This is a genomic window from Methylotuvimicrobium sp. KM2 (assembly GCF_038051925.1).
Lineage (GTDB): Bacteria > Pseudomonadota > Gammaproteobacteria > Methylococcales > Methylomonadaceae > Methylotuvimicrobium.
In genome coordinates this window covers 2,917,466-2,933,862 of sequence record NZ_CP150634.1, presented here as the reverse complement: position 1 = coordinate 2,933,862, position 16,397 = coordinate 2,917,466, and the positions used below count along the sequence as shown (strand labels likewise).

General features: G+C 50.0%; 12 protein-coding genes. 5 read left to right on the top strand and 7 right to left on the bottom strand.

Going from position 1 to position 16,397, the window contains the following annotated elements; all coding sequences use genetic code 11:
- Positions 1 to 211: 211 nt before the first annotated feature.
- From WJM45_RS12340 to WJM45_RS12315, 6 genes are all read right to left on the bottom strand, one after another.
- A complete protein-coding gene (locus WJM45_RS12340; protein WP_341325401.1) occupies positions 212 to 1,393 on the bottom strand; it encodes a hypothetical protein in 1,182 nt (393 codons plus the stop codon).
- A complete protein-coding gene (gene pyp / locus WJM45_RS12335) occupies positions 1,390 to 2,847 on the bottom strand; it encodes a photoactive yellow protein (RefSeq protein WP_341325400.1) in 1,458 nt (485 codons plus the stop codon). The genes WJM45_RS12340 and pyp overlap by 4 nt, the downstream gene beginning before the upstream one ends.
- Positions 2,848 to 3,067: 220 nt before the next feature.
- A complete protein-coding gene (locus WJM45_RS12330) occupies positions 3,068 to 3,481 on the bottom strand; it encodes a BLUF domain-containing protein (RefSeq protein ID WP_341325399.1) in 414 nt (137 codons plus the stop codon).
- Between the two features lie 1,297 nt (positions 3,482 to 4,778).
- The gene (glcF, locus tag WJM45_RS12325; protein ID WP_341325398.1) at positions 4,779 to 6,047 is read right to left on the bottom strand and encodes a glycolate oxidase subunit GlcF; all 1,269 of its coding nucleotides are present in this window, start codon (positions 6,045 to 6,047) and stop codon (positions 4,779 to 4,781) included.
- 3 nt (positions 6,048 to 6,050) lie between these two features.
- A complete protein-coding gene (gene glcE / locus WJM45_RS12320; protein ID WP_341325397.1) occupies positions 6,051 to 7,121 on the bottom strand; it encodes a glycolate oxidase subunit GlcE in 1,071 nt (356 codons plus the stop codon).
- A 2-nt stretch (positions 7,122 to 7,123) separates the two neighbouring features.
- Entirely contained in the window at positions 7,124 to 8,578 is a 1,455-nt protein-coding gene (locus WJM45_RS12315) for an FAD-linked oxidase C-terminal domain-containing protein (RefSeq protein ID WP_341325396.1), read from the bottom strand.
- 603 nt (positions 8,579 to 9,181) lie between these two features.
- Here WJM45_RS12315 and WJM45_RS12310 point away from each other — a divergent pair.
- The 4 genes from WJM45_RS12310 to WJM45_RS12295 all read left to right on the top strand — a co-directional run bounded on the left by WJM45_RS12310 (position 9,182) and on the right by WJM45_RS12295 (position 13,815).
- A complete protein-coding gene (locus tag WJM45_RS12310; protein WP_341325395.1) occupies positions 9,182 to 9,562 on the top strand; it encodes a cupin domain-containing protein in 381 nt (126 codons plus the stop codon).
- A 243-nt stretch (positions 9,563 to 9,805) separates the two neighbouring features.
- Positions 9,806 to 10,690, top strand: a complete 885-nt coding sequence (locus WJM45_RS12305) for a phosphate-starvation-inducible PsiE family protein (RefSeq protein WP_341325394.1) — start codon at positions 9,806 to 9,808, stop codon at positions 10,688 to 10,690.
- 276 nt (positions 10,691 to 10,966) lie between these two features.
- Entirely contained in the window at positions 10,967 to 11,836 is an 870-nt protein-coding gene (locus WJM45_RS12300; RefSeq protein ID WP_341325393.1) for an OmpA family protein, read from the top strand.
- 239 nt (positions 11,837 to 12,075) lie between these two features.
- On the top strand, positions 12,076 to 13,815 hold the full coding sequence (locus WJM45_RS12295) for an MMPL family transporter (protein WP_341325392.1): 1,740 nt from the start codon (positions 12,076 to 12,078) through the stop codon (positions 13,813 to 13,815).
- On the opposite strand, the gene WJM45_RS12290 is transcribed toward WJM45_RS12295, so the two are convergent.
- Positions 13,758 to 15,341, bottom strand: a complete 1,584-nt coding sequence (locus WJM45_RS12290; protein ID WP_341325176.1) for an IS66 family transposase — start codon at positions 15,339 to 15,341, stop codon at positions 13,758 to 13,760. The genes WJM45_RS12295 and WJM45_RS12290 overlap by 58 nt on opposite strands.
- Before the next feature lie 100 nt (positions 15,342 to 15,441).
- Between WJM45_RS12290 and WJM45_RS12285 the strand changes: the two genes are divergently transcribed.
- Positions 15,442 to 16,389 carry an MMPL family transporter gene (locus WJM45_RS12285; protein ID WP_341325391.1) on the top strand — a complete coding sequence of 316 codons (948 nt, stop codon included), beginning with the start codon at positions 15,442 to 15,444 and terminating at the stop codon, positions 16,387 to 16,389.
- Positions 16,390 to 16,397: the final 8 nt, after the last annotated feature.

Sequence of the window (16,397 nt, the reverse complement as noted above, 5' to 3'; positions counted from 1 at the left end):
GGCAGCGCCAGAGGAGGTGCCTGGGTGTCCGGTCGATTTTCGCTCCTGCAAAATCGACATTCACGCCATCCATGGCGCTCATAAAGGCTTTGCCAGCATGGAGCTGGCATAGAGCCTACATGGACGTATTCACGGCGTCCTTTAGCGGACACCCAGGCGCCGAATTTTGATCTGCGACGGGTATATTAAGGAAGTAGGATTAAAAGAGTAATCAATCCCAATCACATAGTTTACCCATCCCATTTCGCGGCAATTTTGAACCTACCGTGAAATGTTTGGGTATCTGTGTACTAGGCAGTCGAGTCGATAACCATGAAGACAGTTCATCGATCAACATGGACGAGTTTAGTTGGCTGTCTTTATTAGGTACGATGTATGCTTTCAGCCGGTTTCCGTCGAACCTAACCACCGATTCGTGGATAGCAGCATGCTGTTTGATCTCTGAAGCAATCGCTTCGAGACTAAGATTGATTCCGGCGATTTGGACTTTTCCGTCTTTACGTCCTTGAACAATGAAGTGTTTTTTATCTACCCAGTGTAGTTTGTCTGGAATGTTAGCGCTATGAAGATGGTTACGAATCGAATCGTTGACAATTTGCCAATAAGGGAATAAAGCAAACGGCTCATCAGGTTTTTTTCGATAGCCGATGCCTCCGGTTTCGGTTGCTCCGTAAATTTCAATGGTATCTGCGTTTTGCGCTAATAAAGCCGCGAGTATTTTTGGTGCGCAAGGTGCGCCGGCCATAACAATCGTAACCGGACGCGGCAATCTAAGACCCGAATTTATCCAATGTTGCCAAAAGTCAGGTATTGAAACGATCATGTCTCCATCCTGTAAGCTTTTTTCTAATGAAATCGGTAAGCGTTGGCGTCCATCTATCACTTCCGGTCGATTGACCAATCTGCTCGGCAATGCCATTGTAAAAATAAAGCCGTAGATATGTTGAGCCGGAATCAAAGTCCAGATTCGACGAACAGCGCTATTGCCGGTTAACAAATGCTGAGCGATAAAATCGACTTCTTGTTGAATATGGCCGAGGGGTATTGTCGTAACGACAGGAGAAGATGTCGATCCTGAGCTAGAAAAACTGATGAATTGATGAAAATTTTCAAGACTCGCCGCCGCGATCTCCTTCCAACCGTTGACCGAAGGTTTGGCAAGTAAAAAATCTTCCAGCCCGGAGTCCGCAATATGCAACATTCGTGCGAATGCCGTTGCGCAATCCACCAATTCCAATGAGTCAATGTTGAGCGGCGAAGCCGGCCAGTTTTCTGAAAGCATGACTGCTTGCGGAGACGGCATGTGAGCGCCAGGGCGTAATCGACTTATATGCCCAAGAACGAAATCGACAACCAATCGGCGCATATTAGCGCCGTTTTTCCACCACATCATACACGTTTAACAAAAATCCAATAGGTATCGCCACTCAGTGATTTTTTCATATGTACTTTAACTTTGGTCGGGCGCATGTTGTAATCAAAAGTGTATTCGAATTTTTTGTTGAGAAAGCCCATACGAGCCCCTTTGTCGAACTCGCCTTTGAATAGGGGAGTGTCTGTACAGGGGGCGACTTCGGTGAAGAAGTTTCGACCGAGGACTTCTTTCGGATTGCGTCCGGTTATATCGCCTTCCGCGGAGTTATATCGCAAAATGCGACCGTTTTTATCCAATTCGATTGCACCGAATGCAATACGATCCAATTCTTCGCTGCTCATTCTACGCATAGCGCTTTCGATATCGTCGCGTCCAAATTCGACGATGCTGGATGAGAGTGTGTTGGTTTTGAAGTTGGAAACCAATTTTTCCAGTTTTTGGGCGCGCTGAGACAGCGCTTGACTCACTTCTTGATTTTGATTCATTGCCTGAGCGTTTGCCTCGGCGAGTTCATTAATGCGCAGCATGCTTTGGCTAATATCGGTTGCTACGCTATTTTGATCGCGAGCGGCTAAAGCGATTTGTTTTCCCATGTCGTAAACCGAATCCACTCGATGATCTATTGTATGCAGAGATTCTCCGGCCTTATTGGCTTGTTCTACACAGTTATGCGCTTGTGTCGTGCCTTGTTCAATCGCACCGGTTACTGCTTGTGCAGATTCTTGCAGGTCGGCGATGATGGCATGTATTTGTTGAGTGGCTTCTTGCGTATCAAAAGCGAGTTTTCGAACTTCATCGGCAACAACGGCAAAACCGCGACCGTGCTCGCCGGCTCGAGCGGCCTCGATAGCCGCGTTCAATGCTAAAAGATTCGTTTGATCGGCAATTTTAGCGATAGTGTCGATTACGTCTCCGATATTGTGACTGCCCTGGTCGAGTCGACTGACCGCCGATTGCATGGATTCCATTTGATTTGCCAACATACTGATCGAGGACATCGTTTCATTGACTACTTGTAATCCCATTTTGGTTTGTTCTTTAGCGTCGGAGGCGACTTTTTGAGTCGCATCGGCATGCTCGGCCGTTTCATTTGATGAAACGGTCATCTGAGCACTCGCCTTGACGACTTGGTCGGTCTCTTGTTGTTGTGAATGTGCAAGATCGATACTTTGGTGAGTATTGCCGGCAAATTGCTCGACAGCAACGTTAAGGTCGTCCGAGGTTCTTGCGACTTCTTCTATGATTTGATGCAATTGGCTCGAATAACCATTGAAAGCGGAAAATAAACTTCCCAGTTCATCGTCATTTGAATATTCAAAACGAATATTCAAATCCTTTTGCATGTTTTCCAGCCGCGAAATGCCTTTGTTAATCGGAATGGTGAGGTTTTTCTCTAGCAGTATATTGAGCATAATAACGACAAGCGCGGTAAATGCTGCCAGTATGCCGAGAAAAATATAAGCGATTTGCAAAACCTGAGATCGTATTTCTACTGATAATGTATTAAAAACGTCATGGTTTTGCAGGGAAAAAGTAAAGATTAAGCTCGCTATAAAGAAAAAAACACCGTATGAAAGGAAATGGACGGTTAATCGAGACTTCAATGTGACAGATTTTGGCATAGTAGCGGATTAAGGTAAGTTACTTAGATAGGTCAAGCTGGGTTTTTAATTCAAGATATTCTGGTAATTTCTATTGAAGCGTCTCGCTTAATTCACACAACATTGCATGAGCAGTGGCGCCACTCATCTTGAAAGGGTCAAATTCCAAATTATTTGAAAAACGCAACAATAACGCTTGATTTTCTTTGGTCAACCCTAGATATCCCATATGCCAATTATCAAAATCGCGGGCTATTATCTCGCGATATTCCAACAAAGTTGTATCGAAATGGCGTTTATCTTCAAGAATATGACGGTACAATTCATTGACAGCTGTACGCGAGCCTTCCAATGATTGCAAAAAATTATAACCATTGAAACACAACATGCCAGTTATGCCTTTTTGGGCATTGGTTTTGCGGGCAACTCCTAAAATTTGCTCGATATCGGTCGGTCCGAAACCTTCTCTTGCTCTGCTGGCGTATATTAGCCTGACTAAATACATTGCACACCTCGAATTCATTGCTGGAGAAATCAACTGAATCGGTTCATATAATAATTGATTACGCAGTAAAAGTAATCTGATCAACAAGAAGCTTAGGCTTGTCGAAGCAAATATCCCGACGGGTGAGTATTCAGACCCCGTGCGACAAGCGAAGCTTGTCATTTCTTTTCTGGTTCCCACGGTCCTCCGTGGGAATCCGTACCTTGGCTGTCGAAACCAGATTGGTATGCGTTCCCACGCTGGAGCGATGGGAACGAGGAAATGAGGCTTCGATACCATTTTTTGTCGCCCAACGTTCCCGACTTTCCCTCACCTAGCGTTAGGTGGTGGACGATCTGGGGATCGCTCCCACAGAGCATCCGCCCCCTTGTGGGAGCGACGCCTTCGTCGTCCCTCACCTAACGCTAGGTGAGGGAAAGCCACTGATGTTCAATATCCGCAGATTTATCAAACAGCACCGTTTCCAGGTATACGACGAACTCTGTTTAGCAAGTTTACCGATACTTGTGTATAACGGCGAGTGCTCTGCGTGGGAATGCCTGAGTACCGCTCCAGCGGTACGAGACGCTAGAGCGTCTCGGTCTTTGTTCCCACGCTGGAGCGTGGGAACGATAGGGGGGGTGTGAATAATTATACCTTTCGCACTTCAAATTTCGGCAGTGGCTGAGGAGGTGACGGGGTGTGCGGCAAAGGCTTTGCCAGCATGGAGCTGGCATAGAGACTACAGGGATGTATTCACCCAGCACCTAAATTCCATTGGCCATCATTCATTATCCTGGGTAATTTAGGCGCTAGGTGATACGTCCTTGTAGGCCTGACGGCGGCTCCCTGCCGCCGAACCGGTCAATCGAGCAACCGAACCCACATAAAATAAGGACGTTATTTATGACCTAATCCTTAGCTGGAATATTTAGATAATCTTATCGAATACCTTATTACTCCCTTTATACTCAAAAATTAGTTAACTTTATGAGTAATTATTCACACCCCTATCGTTCCCACGCTCCGGCGTGGGAATGAAGACCGAGACGCTCTAGCGTCTCGTACCGCTGGAGCGGTACTCAGGCATTCCCACGCAGAGCATGGGAACGATAATTGCCGGGGGACTGAATAGTTACCTTTATGAAGGTATGGGGTGTGGCTAGCGAGGATGTCGGCAGCAGGGAACGCTGCCGTCAAGCCCCCATGGATGGGTTTACGGCGGTCCTCGATAGACACATCCCATACCTTTTATTCTAAGACGATTTTTCAATCAAAAGGGAGTAACTTCATGTGTTTCATGGTCAAACAGCCGAATTTAGGGATAACGGTCTTCCGTTTGTCCGCACAAAACCTTGTCCAGAATTTCGATCCAATGACGCACCGGCATCGGGGTGCCGCTTTGCAAATGCATCTGACAGCCGATGTTCGCGGTGACCAGAAGAGTCGAATCGTCCCGGGTCAAGGCGGCGATTTTGTTGTCGCGTAGCTGCCGGGCGATGTGAGGCTGTACTATCGAATAGGCGCCGGCCGAGCCGCAACAGAGATGAGCATCGGTGACGCGGGTCAATCGAAAACCGACCGTTTGCAGAATGTTTTCGACGACGCCATTGAGCCGCTGACCGTGTTGCAGCGTACAAGGCGCGTGAAACGCGATGGTTTCGGCCTCGGGCGCTGGGCAGTTTTCCAGTAGGCGAGTCAGTTCGGGCAGTTCCGCGGCGACGATTTCGCCGATGTCTTTGGTCAGTTCCGAAACGCGGGCCGCCTTTTCGGCGTAAGCCGAGTCGTGTTTCAGCAGACGGCCGTAATCCTTGACCATAACGCCGCAGCCGCTCGCCGTGACGACGATCGCCTCAATCGGCTTATCGGGATTTTCAATGTAGGGCCACCAGGCATCGATCAGACGGCGCATTGCATCCAGTCCTTCGGGTTGTGCGTCGAGATGATAGGCGAGAGCGCCGCAGCAAGAGGCTTTTTGCGCTTCGAGAAGCGTTATGCCGAGCTTGTCCAGCACGCGTTCTGCAGCGTGGTTGATGTCGGGATTTAACGCGGGTTGCACGCAGCCTTGCAGCACCAGCATTCTACGTGGATGATTGGCCTGCGGCGGGTTTTGCCGAATCTTCGGTTGGGCTGGCACCATTCTTTGCAATCGCTCGGGCAGCAAGGGCCGGCCCAGCCTAGCCGATTTCAAAACAAACGCAAACAAATTGCGGTTCGGCAGTACCTTGCGCAACGCGAAACGAAGCATCCGGTCGATAGGAGAGCGAGTTATCGTTTGTTCGACTTCATTGCGGCCGATATCGAGCAAGTGCGCGTACTCCACGCCTGAAGGACAGGTGCTTTCGCAGGCGCGGCAAGTTAGGCAGCGGTCCAAGTGTAATTGCGTCTTCCGCGTGACTTCCTGGCCTTCGAGCAGTTGTTTGATCAGATAAATCCGGCCGCGCGGGCTGTCGAGTTCATTTCCCGAAAGCTGGTAGGTCGGGCAGGTCGCAAGACAGAAGCCGCAATGGACGCAGTTACGCAGTATCGTTTCGGCTTTGCGGCCTTGCGACGTATTTTGATATCGTTCGTCGAGTTTGGTCTGCATCGTTTAAAACTCCGGAAACAGACGCTGCGGATTGAAGATGCCGGCCGGGTCGAATTGTCGTTTCAGGCGCCGATGAATATTCAACAAGGCCGGCGGCAGCGGATGAAAGGCCGGTATGTTCGGGTCCTTGCCGCGGAACAACGTCGCATGTCCGCCGGCTTTTTCGGCTTGTGCGCGAACCGCTGTCGCATCATAATCTTTGGCCGCCGCAAACCAGCGTAGGGCGCCGCCCCATTCGATCGCTTGTTCGCAGGTGATCGAAAACGGCGGGGCAGTGGGCTTGACTGATAAACGCCAGAGCCTTTTGTTGTCGCGAAAAAAGGGATGCGTCTGATCTTTGATCGATTCCCAAAAGCTCAGATTGCCGCCGAATTCGTCTCCGCCCAGCTTGACGTGCGCGGCATCAACGGCGGACTCGATGCCGGAGAGCCGGATATAAAGACGCCGGTCGATATGACAGGTTGCCGAAATCGGTAAGGTTTGGCCGGCGCAGCGCCGCATCGTTTCCAGTGCCTGCTCGACCGGCAGTTCGAAACAAAGCGTTCGTTCGGTTTCCGGTTTCGGCAGCACTTTGAGCGAGGCTTCGAGTATGACACCCAGCGTGCCCATCGCGCCGGTCATCAGGCGCGAGACGTCGTAGCCGGCGACGTTCTTCATGACCCGGCCGCCGAAGTTCAAAATTCGGCCCCGGCCGTCGAGCAGTTTGACGCCGAGCACGAAATCTCTGGCCGCTCCGGCATAGCCGCGCCTCGGTCCCGAAAGTCCGGCCGCGATACAACCGCCCAGCGTCGCCGCCCCGTTGAAATCAGGCGGTTCGAAGGCCAGCATCTGGCCGTGTTCGTTCAATAGGTTTTCCAGTTCTAATAATGGAGTTCCGGCTCGGGCGCTGACGACCAGTTCCGTCGGATCGTAATCGACGATGCCTCGATACGGTCCGGTTTCCAGCTTCGAATCGTGCAGCCCTTGAGGATTGCCGTAAAAGTCTTTGCTGCCGCCGCCGCGAATGCAAAGCGCCTGTTTGTTCTCGTTCGCGTTGACGACGCATTCTGTGAGTTGTTCGACTATCGCTTCCATGTTCAGAATCTCGGTAAATCCGGAAACTTCTCGTCGCCGCGATGGACATGCATCGCGCCGAATTCGGCGCAACGGTGCAAAGATGGAATCGCCTTGCCGGGATTCAGCAGCGCGTCCGGATCGAATGCGGCCTTGACGGCATGAAACAGGTCGCGCTCGTCGTCGCCGAATTGCATGCACATTTGATTCAATTTTTCGATGCCGACGCCGTGTTCGCCGGTCAAGGAACCGCCGGCCTCGATGCAGATTTCGAGGATGCGCGCGCCGAAGGCTTCGGCTTTTTCGAGTTCGCCGTCCCGGTTTGCGTCGTATAGAATCAACGGATGCAGATTGCCGTCGCCGGCGTGAAACACGTTCATGCAGCGCAGTCCGAATTCGGAAGACAAGTCTTCGATTCGGCGCAGAACTTCGGCGAGATGCTTGCGCGGAATCGTGCCGTCCATGCAGTAATAATCGGGCGAGACTCGGCCGGCCGCCGGAAAGGCGGCCTTGCGCCCGGCCCAAAAACGACGGCGTTCGGCCTCGTCGCGCGCGGTATCGATACGGACCGCGCCGCTTTCGCGCATGATGTTTCGTATCTTCTTGATTTCTTCGGCAACCGCTTCGTTCGAGCCGTCGGATTCGCACAAAAGAATCGCGGCGGCGTCTGGATCGTAGCCGGCATGAATGAAGGCTTCTACGGCCTGTATCGTCATCTTGTCCATCATTTCCAGACCGGCCGGCACGATGCCTGCCCGGATAATATTCGCGACCGCCGCGCCGGCCTTTTCGATGTCGTCGAATGCGGCCATCACCAACTGGGCCGTTCCGGGTTTCGGCAGCAGTTTCACGGTGATTTCGCTGATAATGCCGAGCATGCCTTCGCTGCCGGTCATCAGAGCGAGCAGATCGAACCCTGAGCTATCGAGCGCTTCCGAGCCGATTTCGAGCACATCGCCCTCGATAGTCAACACTCGCAGTTTCAGGATATTGTGCACGGTCAGTCCGTATTTCAGGCAATGGACGCCGCCGGAATTTTCGGCGACGTTGCCGCCGATCGTGCAGGCAATTTGCGATGATGGGTCGGGTGCGTAATACAGCCCGTAGGTTTCGGCTGCTTCGCTGATTGCAAGATTCCGCACGCCGGGTTGCACGCGCGCGGTACAGGCCACGGGGTCGATTTCGAGTATTCCGTTTAGTTTGGCGAAGGACAGCAGTACGCCGTCGGCATGCGGCAACGCGCCGCCGGAAAGCCCGGTGCCGGCACCGCGCGCGACGACCGGAATTTTTTCCGCTTCGCAGATTTTTAGGATTTCGATGACCTCGGTTTCATTGCCAGGCAAAACCGCGATCATCGGCAGTTGCCGGTACGCCGGCAGTCCATCGCATTCATAAGGCCTTAGATCCTCGGGCTCGTACAGTACCGATTCGAACGGCAGAATGTTTTGGAAGGCTTCGGCTAAATTGGCGTGATGCATCGTGAATTATTTGAAAGTGAATACTTGAGGGATATTTCTTAACATAACAGAAATCTTGTTTTCCCGAACCTGTGTTATGTAAACAGAAAGTAACTATTCAGTCCCCCGGAAATTATCGTTCCCACGCTCTGCGACACTGCCATTAAGCTAAGCCTTTTCTGGTTCCCACGGTCCTCCGTGGGAATCCGTGCCTTGGCTGTCGAAACCAGATCGGTATGCGTTCCCACGCTGGAGCGATGGGAACGAGGAAAAATCTCCCCCAGCCACTCTTTTTCAAAGAGGGGAGTAAAACTCCAAGGACCTTAACTTAATGGCAGTGACGCTCTGCGTGGGAACGCCTGAGTACCGCCCCAGCGGTACGAGACGCTAGAGCGTCTCGGTCTTCATTCCCACGCCGGAGCGTGGGAACGATAGGGGTGTGAATAATTACAACAGAAAAGCTGCCAACCGTTTTTTAGTTTCCAGTATGTGAATAGTCAGTACCCTTTTTTTAAGCAAGAAACCATGTTACCAAATGGTATAAAAAACAGAGAGCTGAATAATTCCCTTGTCCTTGTCCTTGTGCCGTTCGATTAAATCTTTAAAAATGCCTGGAAAAAATCAATGCAAGCATCGATAAAAAAACTAAATCTCGACGATGAATTTTACACTCCGGAACAGTGTTTCATTATCGAGCAGTCCAATAGCTTCGACGATCCGGATTTGTCCATTGCAAGAGCCCGCGTCGAGCCGGGCGTTACGACACGTTGGCATCGTCTTGTCGGAACCGTCGAGCGTTATGTCATCATACAAGGCATGGGACGGGTTGAAATCGGAAGTTTACCGCCGCAAGAAGTCGAGCCAGGCGACATCGTGTTGATCCCGCCGGCGTGCCGGCAACGGATTGCCAATATCGGACCGGAAGATTTGATTTTTCTGGCGATCTGCACGCCTCGTTTTTCGGATGCTAATTACCAAGATATCGAAGATAATCCGAACGAATAAACATAGATTTTAAGTCACTTCCTACTAGTTGCTTTTGGATTTTATCTCCAATTTCCAGTCCACTCGGAAACGACACTCGCATTACCTTTGCTTGTTAACGCTTAAGTTCGGCTAGTCACAATGCGCAAGGAATGATTCAATTTCATTGTCGAAAGTAAATATCGAGGTATCCTATTTTCAGAGATTCATTGGGGTTTATAATGAATCGCTCAATAATAATTATAAATTTTAGAAGGGGTAAACATGTTGATCCGTATGCTTTATATCAGTTCGGCGACTAGTCCGATGAGTGATGAAGATATGTTGAATATGCTTGAGAAGTGCCGAGTTAATAATGCGGCTCGGAATATTACAGGCATGTTGTTGTATTGCCAGGATACCTTCGTTCAAGTTTTGGAAGGCGAAGATAAGGACGTGGATGCTCTTTATAACTGTATTAAAAAAGATCCGCGTCATAGTGGGATAAATATCCTTGAGCGTAAGGTTGTCGATAAAAGACAGTTTCCCGACTGGAGCATGGGATTTAAAAAAATTACCGATGCCGATTTATCGAACGTGGAAGGGCTGAATTCGTTTTTTGAGCATGATGCCGGGTCGGATTATTTCATACACGAGCAAAACATTGTCTCTTTGCTGATGCAGCATTTTAGAAAAAAATATCAAGCCCAAATGGCTCACGCCGAATTACCCACGGAAGATGTGAATCCTCTGATTGGAAGTTTGCATAAAACAATTATCAAAGCCGTCAACGTTTTAGCCGTTTTGATGGTGGCGGTGATCATATTCGGTGTTTGGGATGTCGTTGTCGTTATTTTCGATAAACTATTTACTCCGCCTTATCTAATGCTGACAGTCAGCGATATTTTGGCGACTTTCGGATCGTTTATGATGGTTTTGATTGCCATCGAAATTTTTATCAATATCACGCTGTATTTACGTACTGATGTCATTCCGATCCGGTTAGTGCTTGCAACCGCAGTCATGGCGGTTGCTCGGAAAATTATTATCTTCGATTATAAAGCGATCGATCCGCAGTATGTCTACGCATCAGGCGTTGTTTTGCTGGCTTTAGGTGTAACTTATTGGATTGTCGGGAAGTATCACTCGGAAGAAGATAAAACGATATAGGGTTTTGTCGTAAATAATTGCCCTATTTTTGGAAAGTCAGTTGCTCGATTGACCGGATCTTTGACAGTCCTTCACTTAACGCTAGGTGATGGACTGTTAAAGCCTTTGGCGAACACTCCTGTGCCTTACATACGCTATTGCCGAAATTTTATGCGATAGGTGTATCTCAAAAATCATGCAGCTAAAGCTTATTCAGCTCAGCTTTAATTTAGTGTTTTAATCTGTAGCAATATAAAATTATTAATAGCTTCAAATTTACCGTGAGAATCTATGTTTATGAAAAATAAATGTTTAATACTGGCTGTTAGCTCCGTACTTTTATCGGCTTGTGTGACCGATCCTTATTCCGGGCAATCCCGGATGAGCAAGACCGCGATGGGAACCGGCATAGGCGCGGCGGTAGGCGCAGGCGCCGGCACTTTATTCGGCGGTAACGACTGGAAAAATGCAGGTCTGGGTGCGCTGGCCGGAGGCGCGGTCGGTGCTGCAGTCGGTCTGTATATGGATAATCAAGAACAAGAGATGCGCGAATCCTTGCAGGGTACGGGCATCGAAATACAAAGAAGTTCGGAAAATACACTTAACCTGACGATGCCGAGCAGCATTACGTTCGGCTTCGATTCCGCGCAATTGACACCCCAGGCGATGAGCGCATTGGATTCCGTTGCCAATGTGTTGAATCATTATCCCGAATCCAACATTACCGTCACTGGACATACCGACGATATCGGCAGCGAAAGTTATAATCTTAAATTGTCCGATCAACGGGCAGGCGGTGTTTCGAATTATTTGATTCAGCGCGGAGTCAATTATGCCCGGATCACACAGCAAGGGATGGGTAAATCGATGCCGAAAGTCCCCAATACCAGCGAAGAGAATCGAGCTCAAAACCGGCGTGTTGAGTTGGCTATCGTTGCTAACCAAACTCCTGTCAATCAGGGTACCAATCCTCAGCAACCTCAAGGAGTCCCTCAACAACAAAATTACCCGCAACAACAGAACTATCCTCGTCCGCCACAAAATAGCTACCCGCAGCAAGGCTATCCAAATCAACAAAGCTATCCTCCGCAACCGCAGGGTGGTTATCCACAGCAATATCCTCAACAGCCAGGTTATCCTCAGCAACAATATAATTTTCCGAGATGAAATCTGCGTTGATGCATAGGATAAAGGGTAGATGCGTGTTTATAGATTTCGCATAGCGGTGAGGTCGTGACACTTCGGTTAATCGACTCTTACGGGGTTTCGTAGACACTAGATGCGAAGCCCCGAAATCACTTGATTTCATCTCAAATCCATCCCGACAAATTTGTTCAACCTCATCCATTCGACAAGCTCGATGAACTGTTGCAAACTAAATAAAAAGTACAGTCATAGGTGGATGCATGAACAAATTGTTGGCAATATTCGGCAGATTCTTTGCCAAATTAGATACTTTCTTGATTCAATTTCCGAAAACGGTTATCGCGCTGCTGTTAATCGTTTGCGGGTTCAGTTTGCACTACGCCTTTCATAATCTGGGCATAAACACCGACACGACCGAGATATTGTCGAAAGAATTGCCGTTTTTGCAGGATAGGACCCGTTTTCTGGAAACTTTTCCGCAGGACGAAGAGGCCATTCTGGTCGTGGTCGATGCCGAGACGCCGGAAAGAGCCTCGCAGGCGGTCGCTAACTTGGTAGAGCGGTTTAAGCGGGAAACCGAAGGTATCGAATCGGTTTATGCACCGGGCGAGGGGGCTTTTTTCGACCGTCACGGCTTGCTTTATCTGGATTTCGAGACGCTCAATGAATTGGCCGCGAATTTGATCGAAGCGCAACCTTTTATCGGCGCCTTATCGAGCGATAACACGCTGAAAAGCTTTTTGGAGATTATCGGACTGGCCTTGACTGGCGAGGACCGCGAGTTGCCGGTCGATTTGAATCCCTTGTTGGATAACGTCGCGCATGTGACCGAGGGCTTGCTCGACAACCGCGATATTCGCCTGTCTTGGCAACAATTGATGTTGAGCGATGAACAAGACTTATTGAGTACGAAACGCTTCATTTTGTTGAAGCCTGTGCTCGATTTCACTGAGTTGATTCCGAGCGAAAAAGCCTTGCAGAGCGTTCGCGCTATTGTCGAGGATGCGAAATCGGCGCTTCCCGATGTTTCGATTCGCTTGACCGGCGAGGTTGTACTTGAGCATGATGAGTTGGAAAGCGTTCAGCGCAGTGCGCAAATCGCTTCGTTTTTTTCGATAATTCTCGTGTGTACGGCCTTGTTTATCGGCTTACGATCGGTGAAATTGGTGCTGATTACTTTTACCGTGTTGTTGATGGGCTTGGTGTTGACCGCAGGATTCGCCACCTTGGCTGTTGGGCATTTGAATCTGATTTCGGTGTCGTTCGCGGTGCTTTATATCGGTATCGGCGTCGATTATACGGTACAGCTCAGTTTGCGCTACCAAGAGTTGTTGCGACGACAGATTCCGCAACAACAAGCGCTGATTCAAGCCGTGCGCAAAGTCGGTCCGTTGATTATGCTTTGCGCCGTGACGACTGCGGTCGGTTTTTTTTCCTTCGTTCCGACTGCATATACTGGGGTTTCCGAACTCGGCGTGATTGCCGGCGGGGGGATGTTTATTGCCTTAGTCGTGTCGGTAACGGTATTGCCGGCATTGTTGCAGCTGTTTCCGCTCAAGCCGAGTGCCAAGCTGTCTCAAAGCATCTTTCCGGATTGGGTTTACGAGATTCCGATGCGGCATCATATGCGCATTAAATGGATGGCGCTCGCTTTAACGCTCGCCGGTTTAGGCTTATTGACGCAAGTTCGATTCGATTTCAATCCCTTGAACTTGCGTGACCCGAAAAGCGAATCCGTAGCGACATTTTTGGAGTTGCTGGAAACCAAACAGACATCGCCGATGACCTTGACGATACTGGCTTCCAGTGAATCGGAAGCTCTCGACAAGGCGCGCCAATTGAGCCGCTTGCCATCGGTCGAATCGGCGCTGACGATCTTCGATTTCGTTCCGGAGGATCAAGAAATCAAGCTCGATATGATTCACGAGCTGGCCTTGCGTAACTATTCAGACCCCCAGTCCACTGGAGGCAATTTTGGAATCGGCCGACCGGTTCGCTGATGATCAATGACTACTGCCAAATAAAGCCAAGGGGATTGCTGTCTTTTACGACAGGTTTCGATCACGCTGATTAAAATGGCGAATACCCGCGAGCCTTGTTCGGTGCGAGTGCCATAGCTGATGCGTCTCAAAATCACCCAGTGCCGCAGTGCCCGCTCGGCTTCGTTGTTGGTCAACGGCAAATGATAGGATGCAACGACCTGAAAGATCGCCTCCCAATCATTGAGCATTTCACCGGCCAGCTCACGCGTCTTTTTATGCGTTGCTTCGCGCAGGCTTTCGCATAGCGCTCGATAGAGCGCCAGTGATTCTTGAAAGGTTTCCGTCAACAGTTTGTCGGGTGGGTCGACACGGGCCTCTCGAATCGCGTTCATCAGTGTATTCAGCAACGCTAGTGTTTGTTTGCCGAACTGGCGTGCCACAGGGTCGAAACTCTCTTCCAGCCCTTGGGCTTTGCGCAGCAGATGCGCCCAGCAACGCACGCGATTCGGGTATCTGCGATAGGCTTGGTAGCCATCGCTCATGAGCCAGCCCAAGTAATCCGAGCCCAAGAGGTTCTCGAGCAATTCGGCACTGCGGTAGGCAATCCAGTAAGCAGTCACGGTATCCGTACTGAACACCCACAGCCATAAGAAGGTCGTCAGTTCCATCCAAGACGTTTCATCGACATGCAGTAATTGACTATTGACCACGGCGTCAATGAGTTCGTCTTCGATCGGCAGCGCCGCCGCGCCGCTTTCATGCAGGGTGTTGTTGATGGTGCCGACACTGAGACTTAACCCTAACCAATCCTGCAAGAATTCGCGGATGCGCTCACGGGATAGCCGCATGCGATAGGCCAGACACACAATCAAGGCGGCTAAACCCGGCCCGACCAGGCGCCATTCGCTGCACACGACGTTCGGCAAACTGCCGTGGGGCACATGACGATACGGTTCGCCTCGCGTCACATGGCCGCAGTGACACGTCGCTTCATAATAGGTATGCCGCGTCGTGATCAATCTCAAGCCCGGATCGTTCGCGTCAGCCCAGGTGAGGTCAACGGTATCAAAAGCGGTATACGCTTTTTGCTGACTTGTCGTGAACACAGTACCGCAACACGCGCAAAGCTCGGGACGATGGTCTTGATAGTCGGTCACCGGCAGGACTTGCTGTCTACCGAAGCCTTGCGCACCAGGCTGCTTACCGGGTTTACGCACATCATCCGAAGCTTGAGACGAGTCGGTTTGAGAATCTTGTTTGGATTCTTTAGCAGGTGGGGCGGAAGATGTGTTATCTGCCTCCTGGTCCGGCGTGTCTTCGCCAGCGTCTATCGCATCGGTATCACTGGCTGTATCGTTCGCCTTATCCCACGGTGCTTCACTACTGGGTGGCCGGGAGCTATTGCGCGAGTTTTGCTTCAAGCGCTCGCGTGCTTCCTTGAGATCGTTGAGCAAGCGAATCGAAAGGCGACGCAAATCCTCTTCCGGTAAGTCCAGAAGCCTGTCTTCATCCAGTTGGTTTAGGTCATGATCGCTCAGTTGCATGGTGCACAGGATACGTCTTGGCGGCTTGAAAATACAGTTTTTTAGTGACTGATTGGATGATTTTTGTAATGGGGGGGGCTGAATAGTTACGGCCTTGCTGATGGGTTTTCGTTTTGCCACGTTTCCGCCGTTGCAGCAAGACAACATCGACAATCATTTGACGGCCTTGACGCACTTTAAAAATCATATAGAACAACATTTACAGGATCTTCCCAATAGCGAATTGACGGGCAATTTATTGAGGCTACGCCACGCTTTGGAGAGCTTGTTGCTTCAATTACAATCGAAATCCTTGTCCGAGCAAGAAAGCATGTTGAACCGTTTGCAAAACAATCTGCTGGGTACTTTGCCGGATACGATGAATCTGCTATTGCAAGCCTTCGATGCCGATATTGTGACGCTGAACAGCCTGCCGAAGGATTTATCCGAACGTTGGCTCAGCAAGGACGGTATTTACCGTATTCAAGTCTTTCCGAGTAAAAATCTTGGCGATCACGAAAACCTGAAGCAATTTGTTGCCGAAGTGAGGGGAATTGCGCCGAATGCCACCGATTTGCCGGTGATTTATATCGAGTCGGGCAATGCTGTAGTCAAGGCCTTTCAACAAGCCTTGATCGGCGCGCTTGTTGCCATTACGTTCGTTTTGTTGCTGGTCAATCGCAGTATTAAAGATACATTTCTAATGTTGTTGCCGTTGTTGATGACCGCGGTATTGACCGCCGCCTCGACGGTCGTCATGGATAATCCTTTTAATTTCGCGAATATCATTGTGATTCCTCTGCTGTTCGGGCTTGGCGTCGACAGCGGTATTTACATCATGAACCGGTTGCGGAGCATGCCGGACGAACAGCGGAGTGTCTTACAAACCAGTACGGCACGGGGCGTGATTTTCAGCAGTCTGACGACCTTGTGCAGCTTGTTCAGCATGGCGTTTACACCACATCTGGGCTTGGCGAGTATGGGTTTGCTGTTATCGATCGGTTTGCTATTGATCATTGTCTGTACGACCTTGGTCCTGCCGGCTTGTGCTTATAAGAGAGTGGTTTGAGGCGTTGA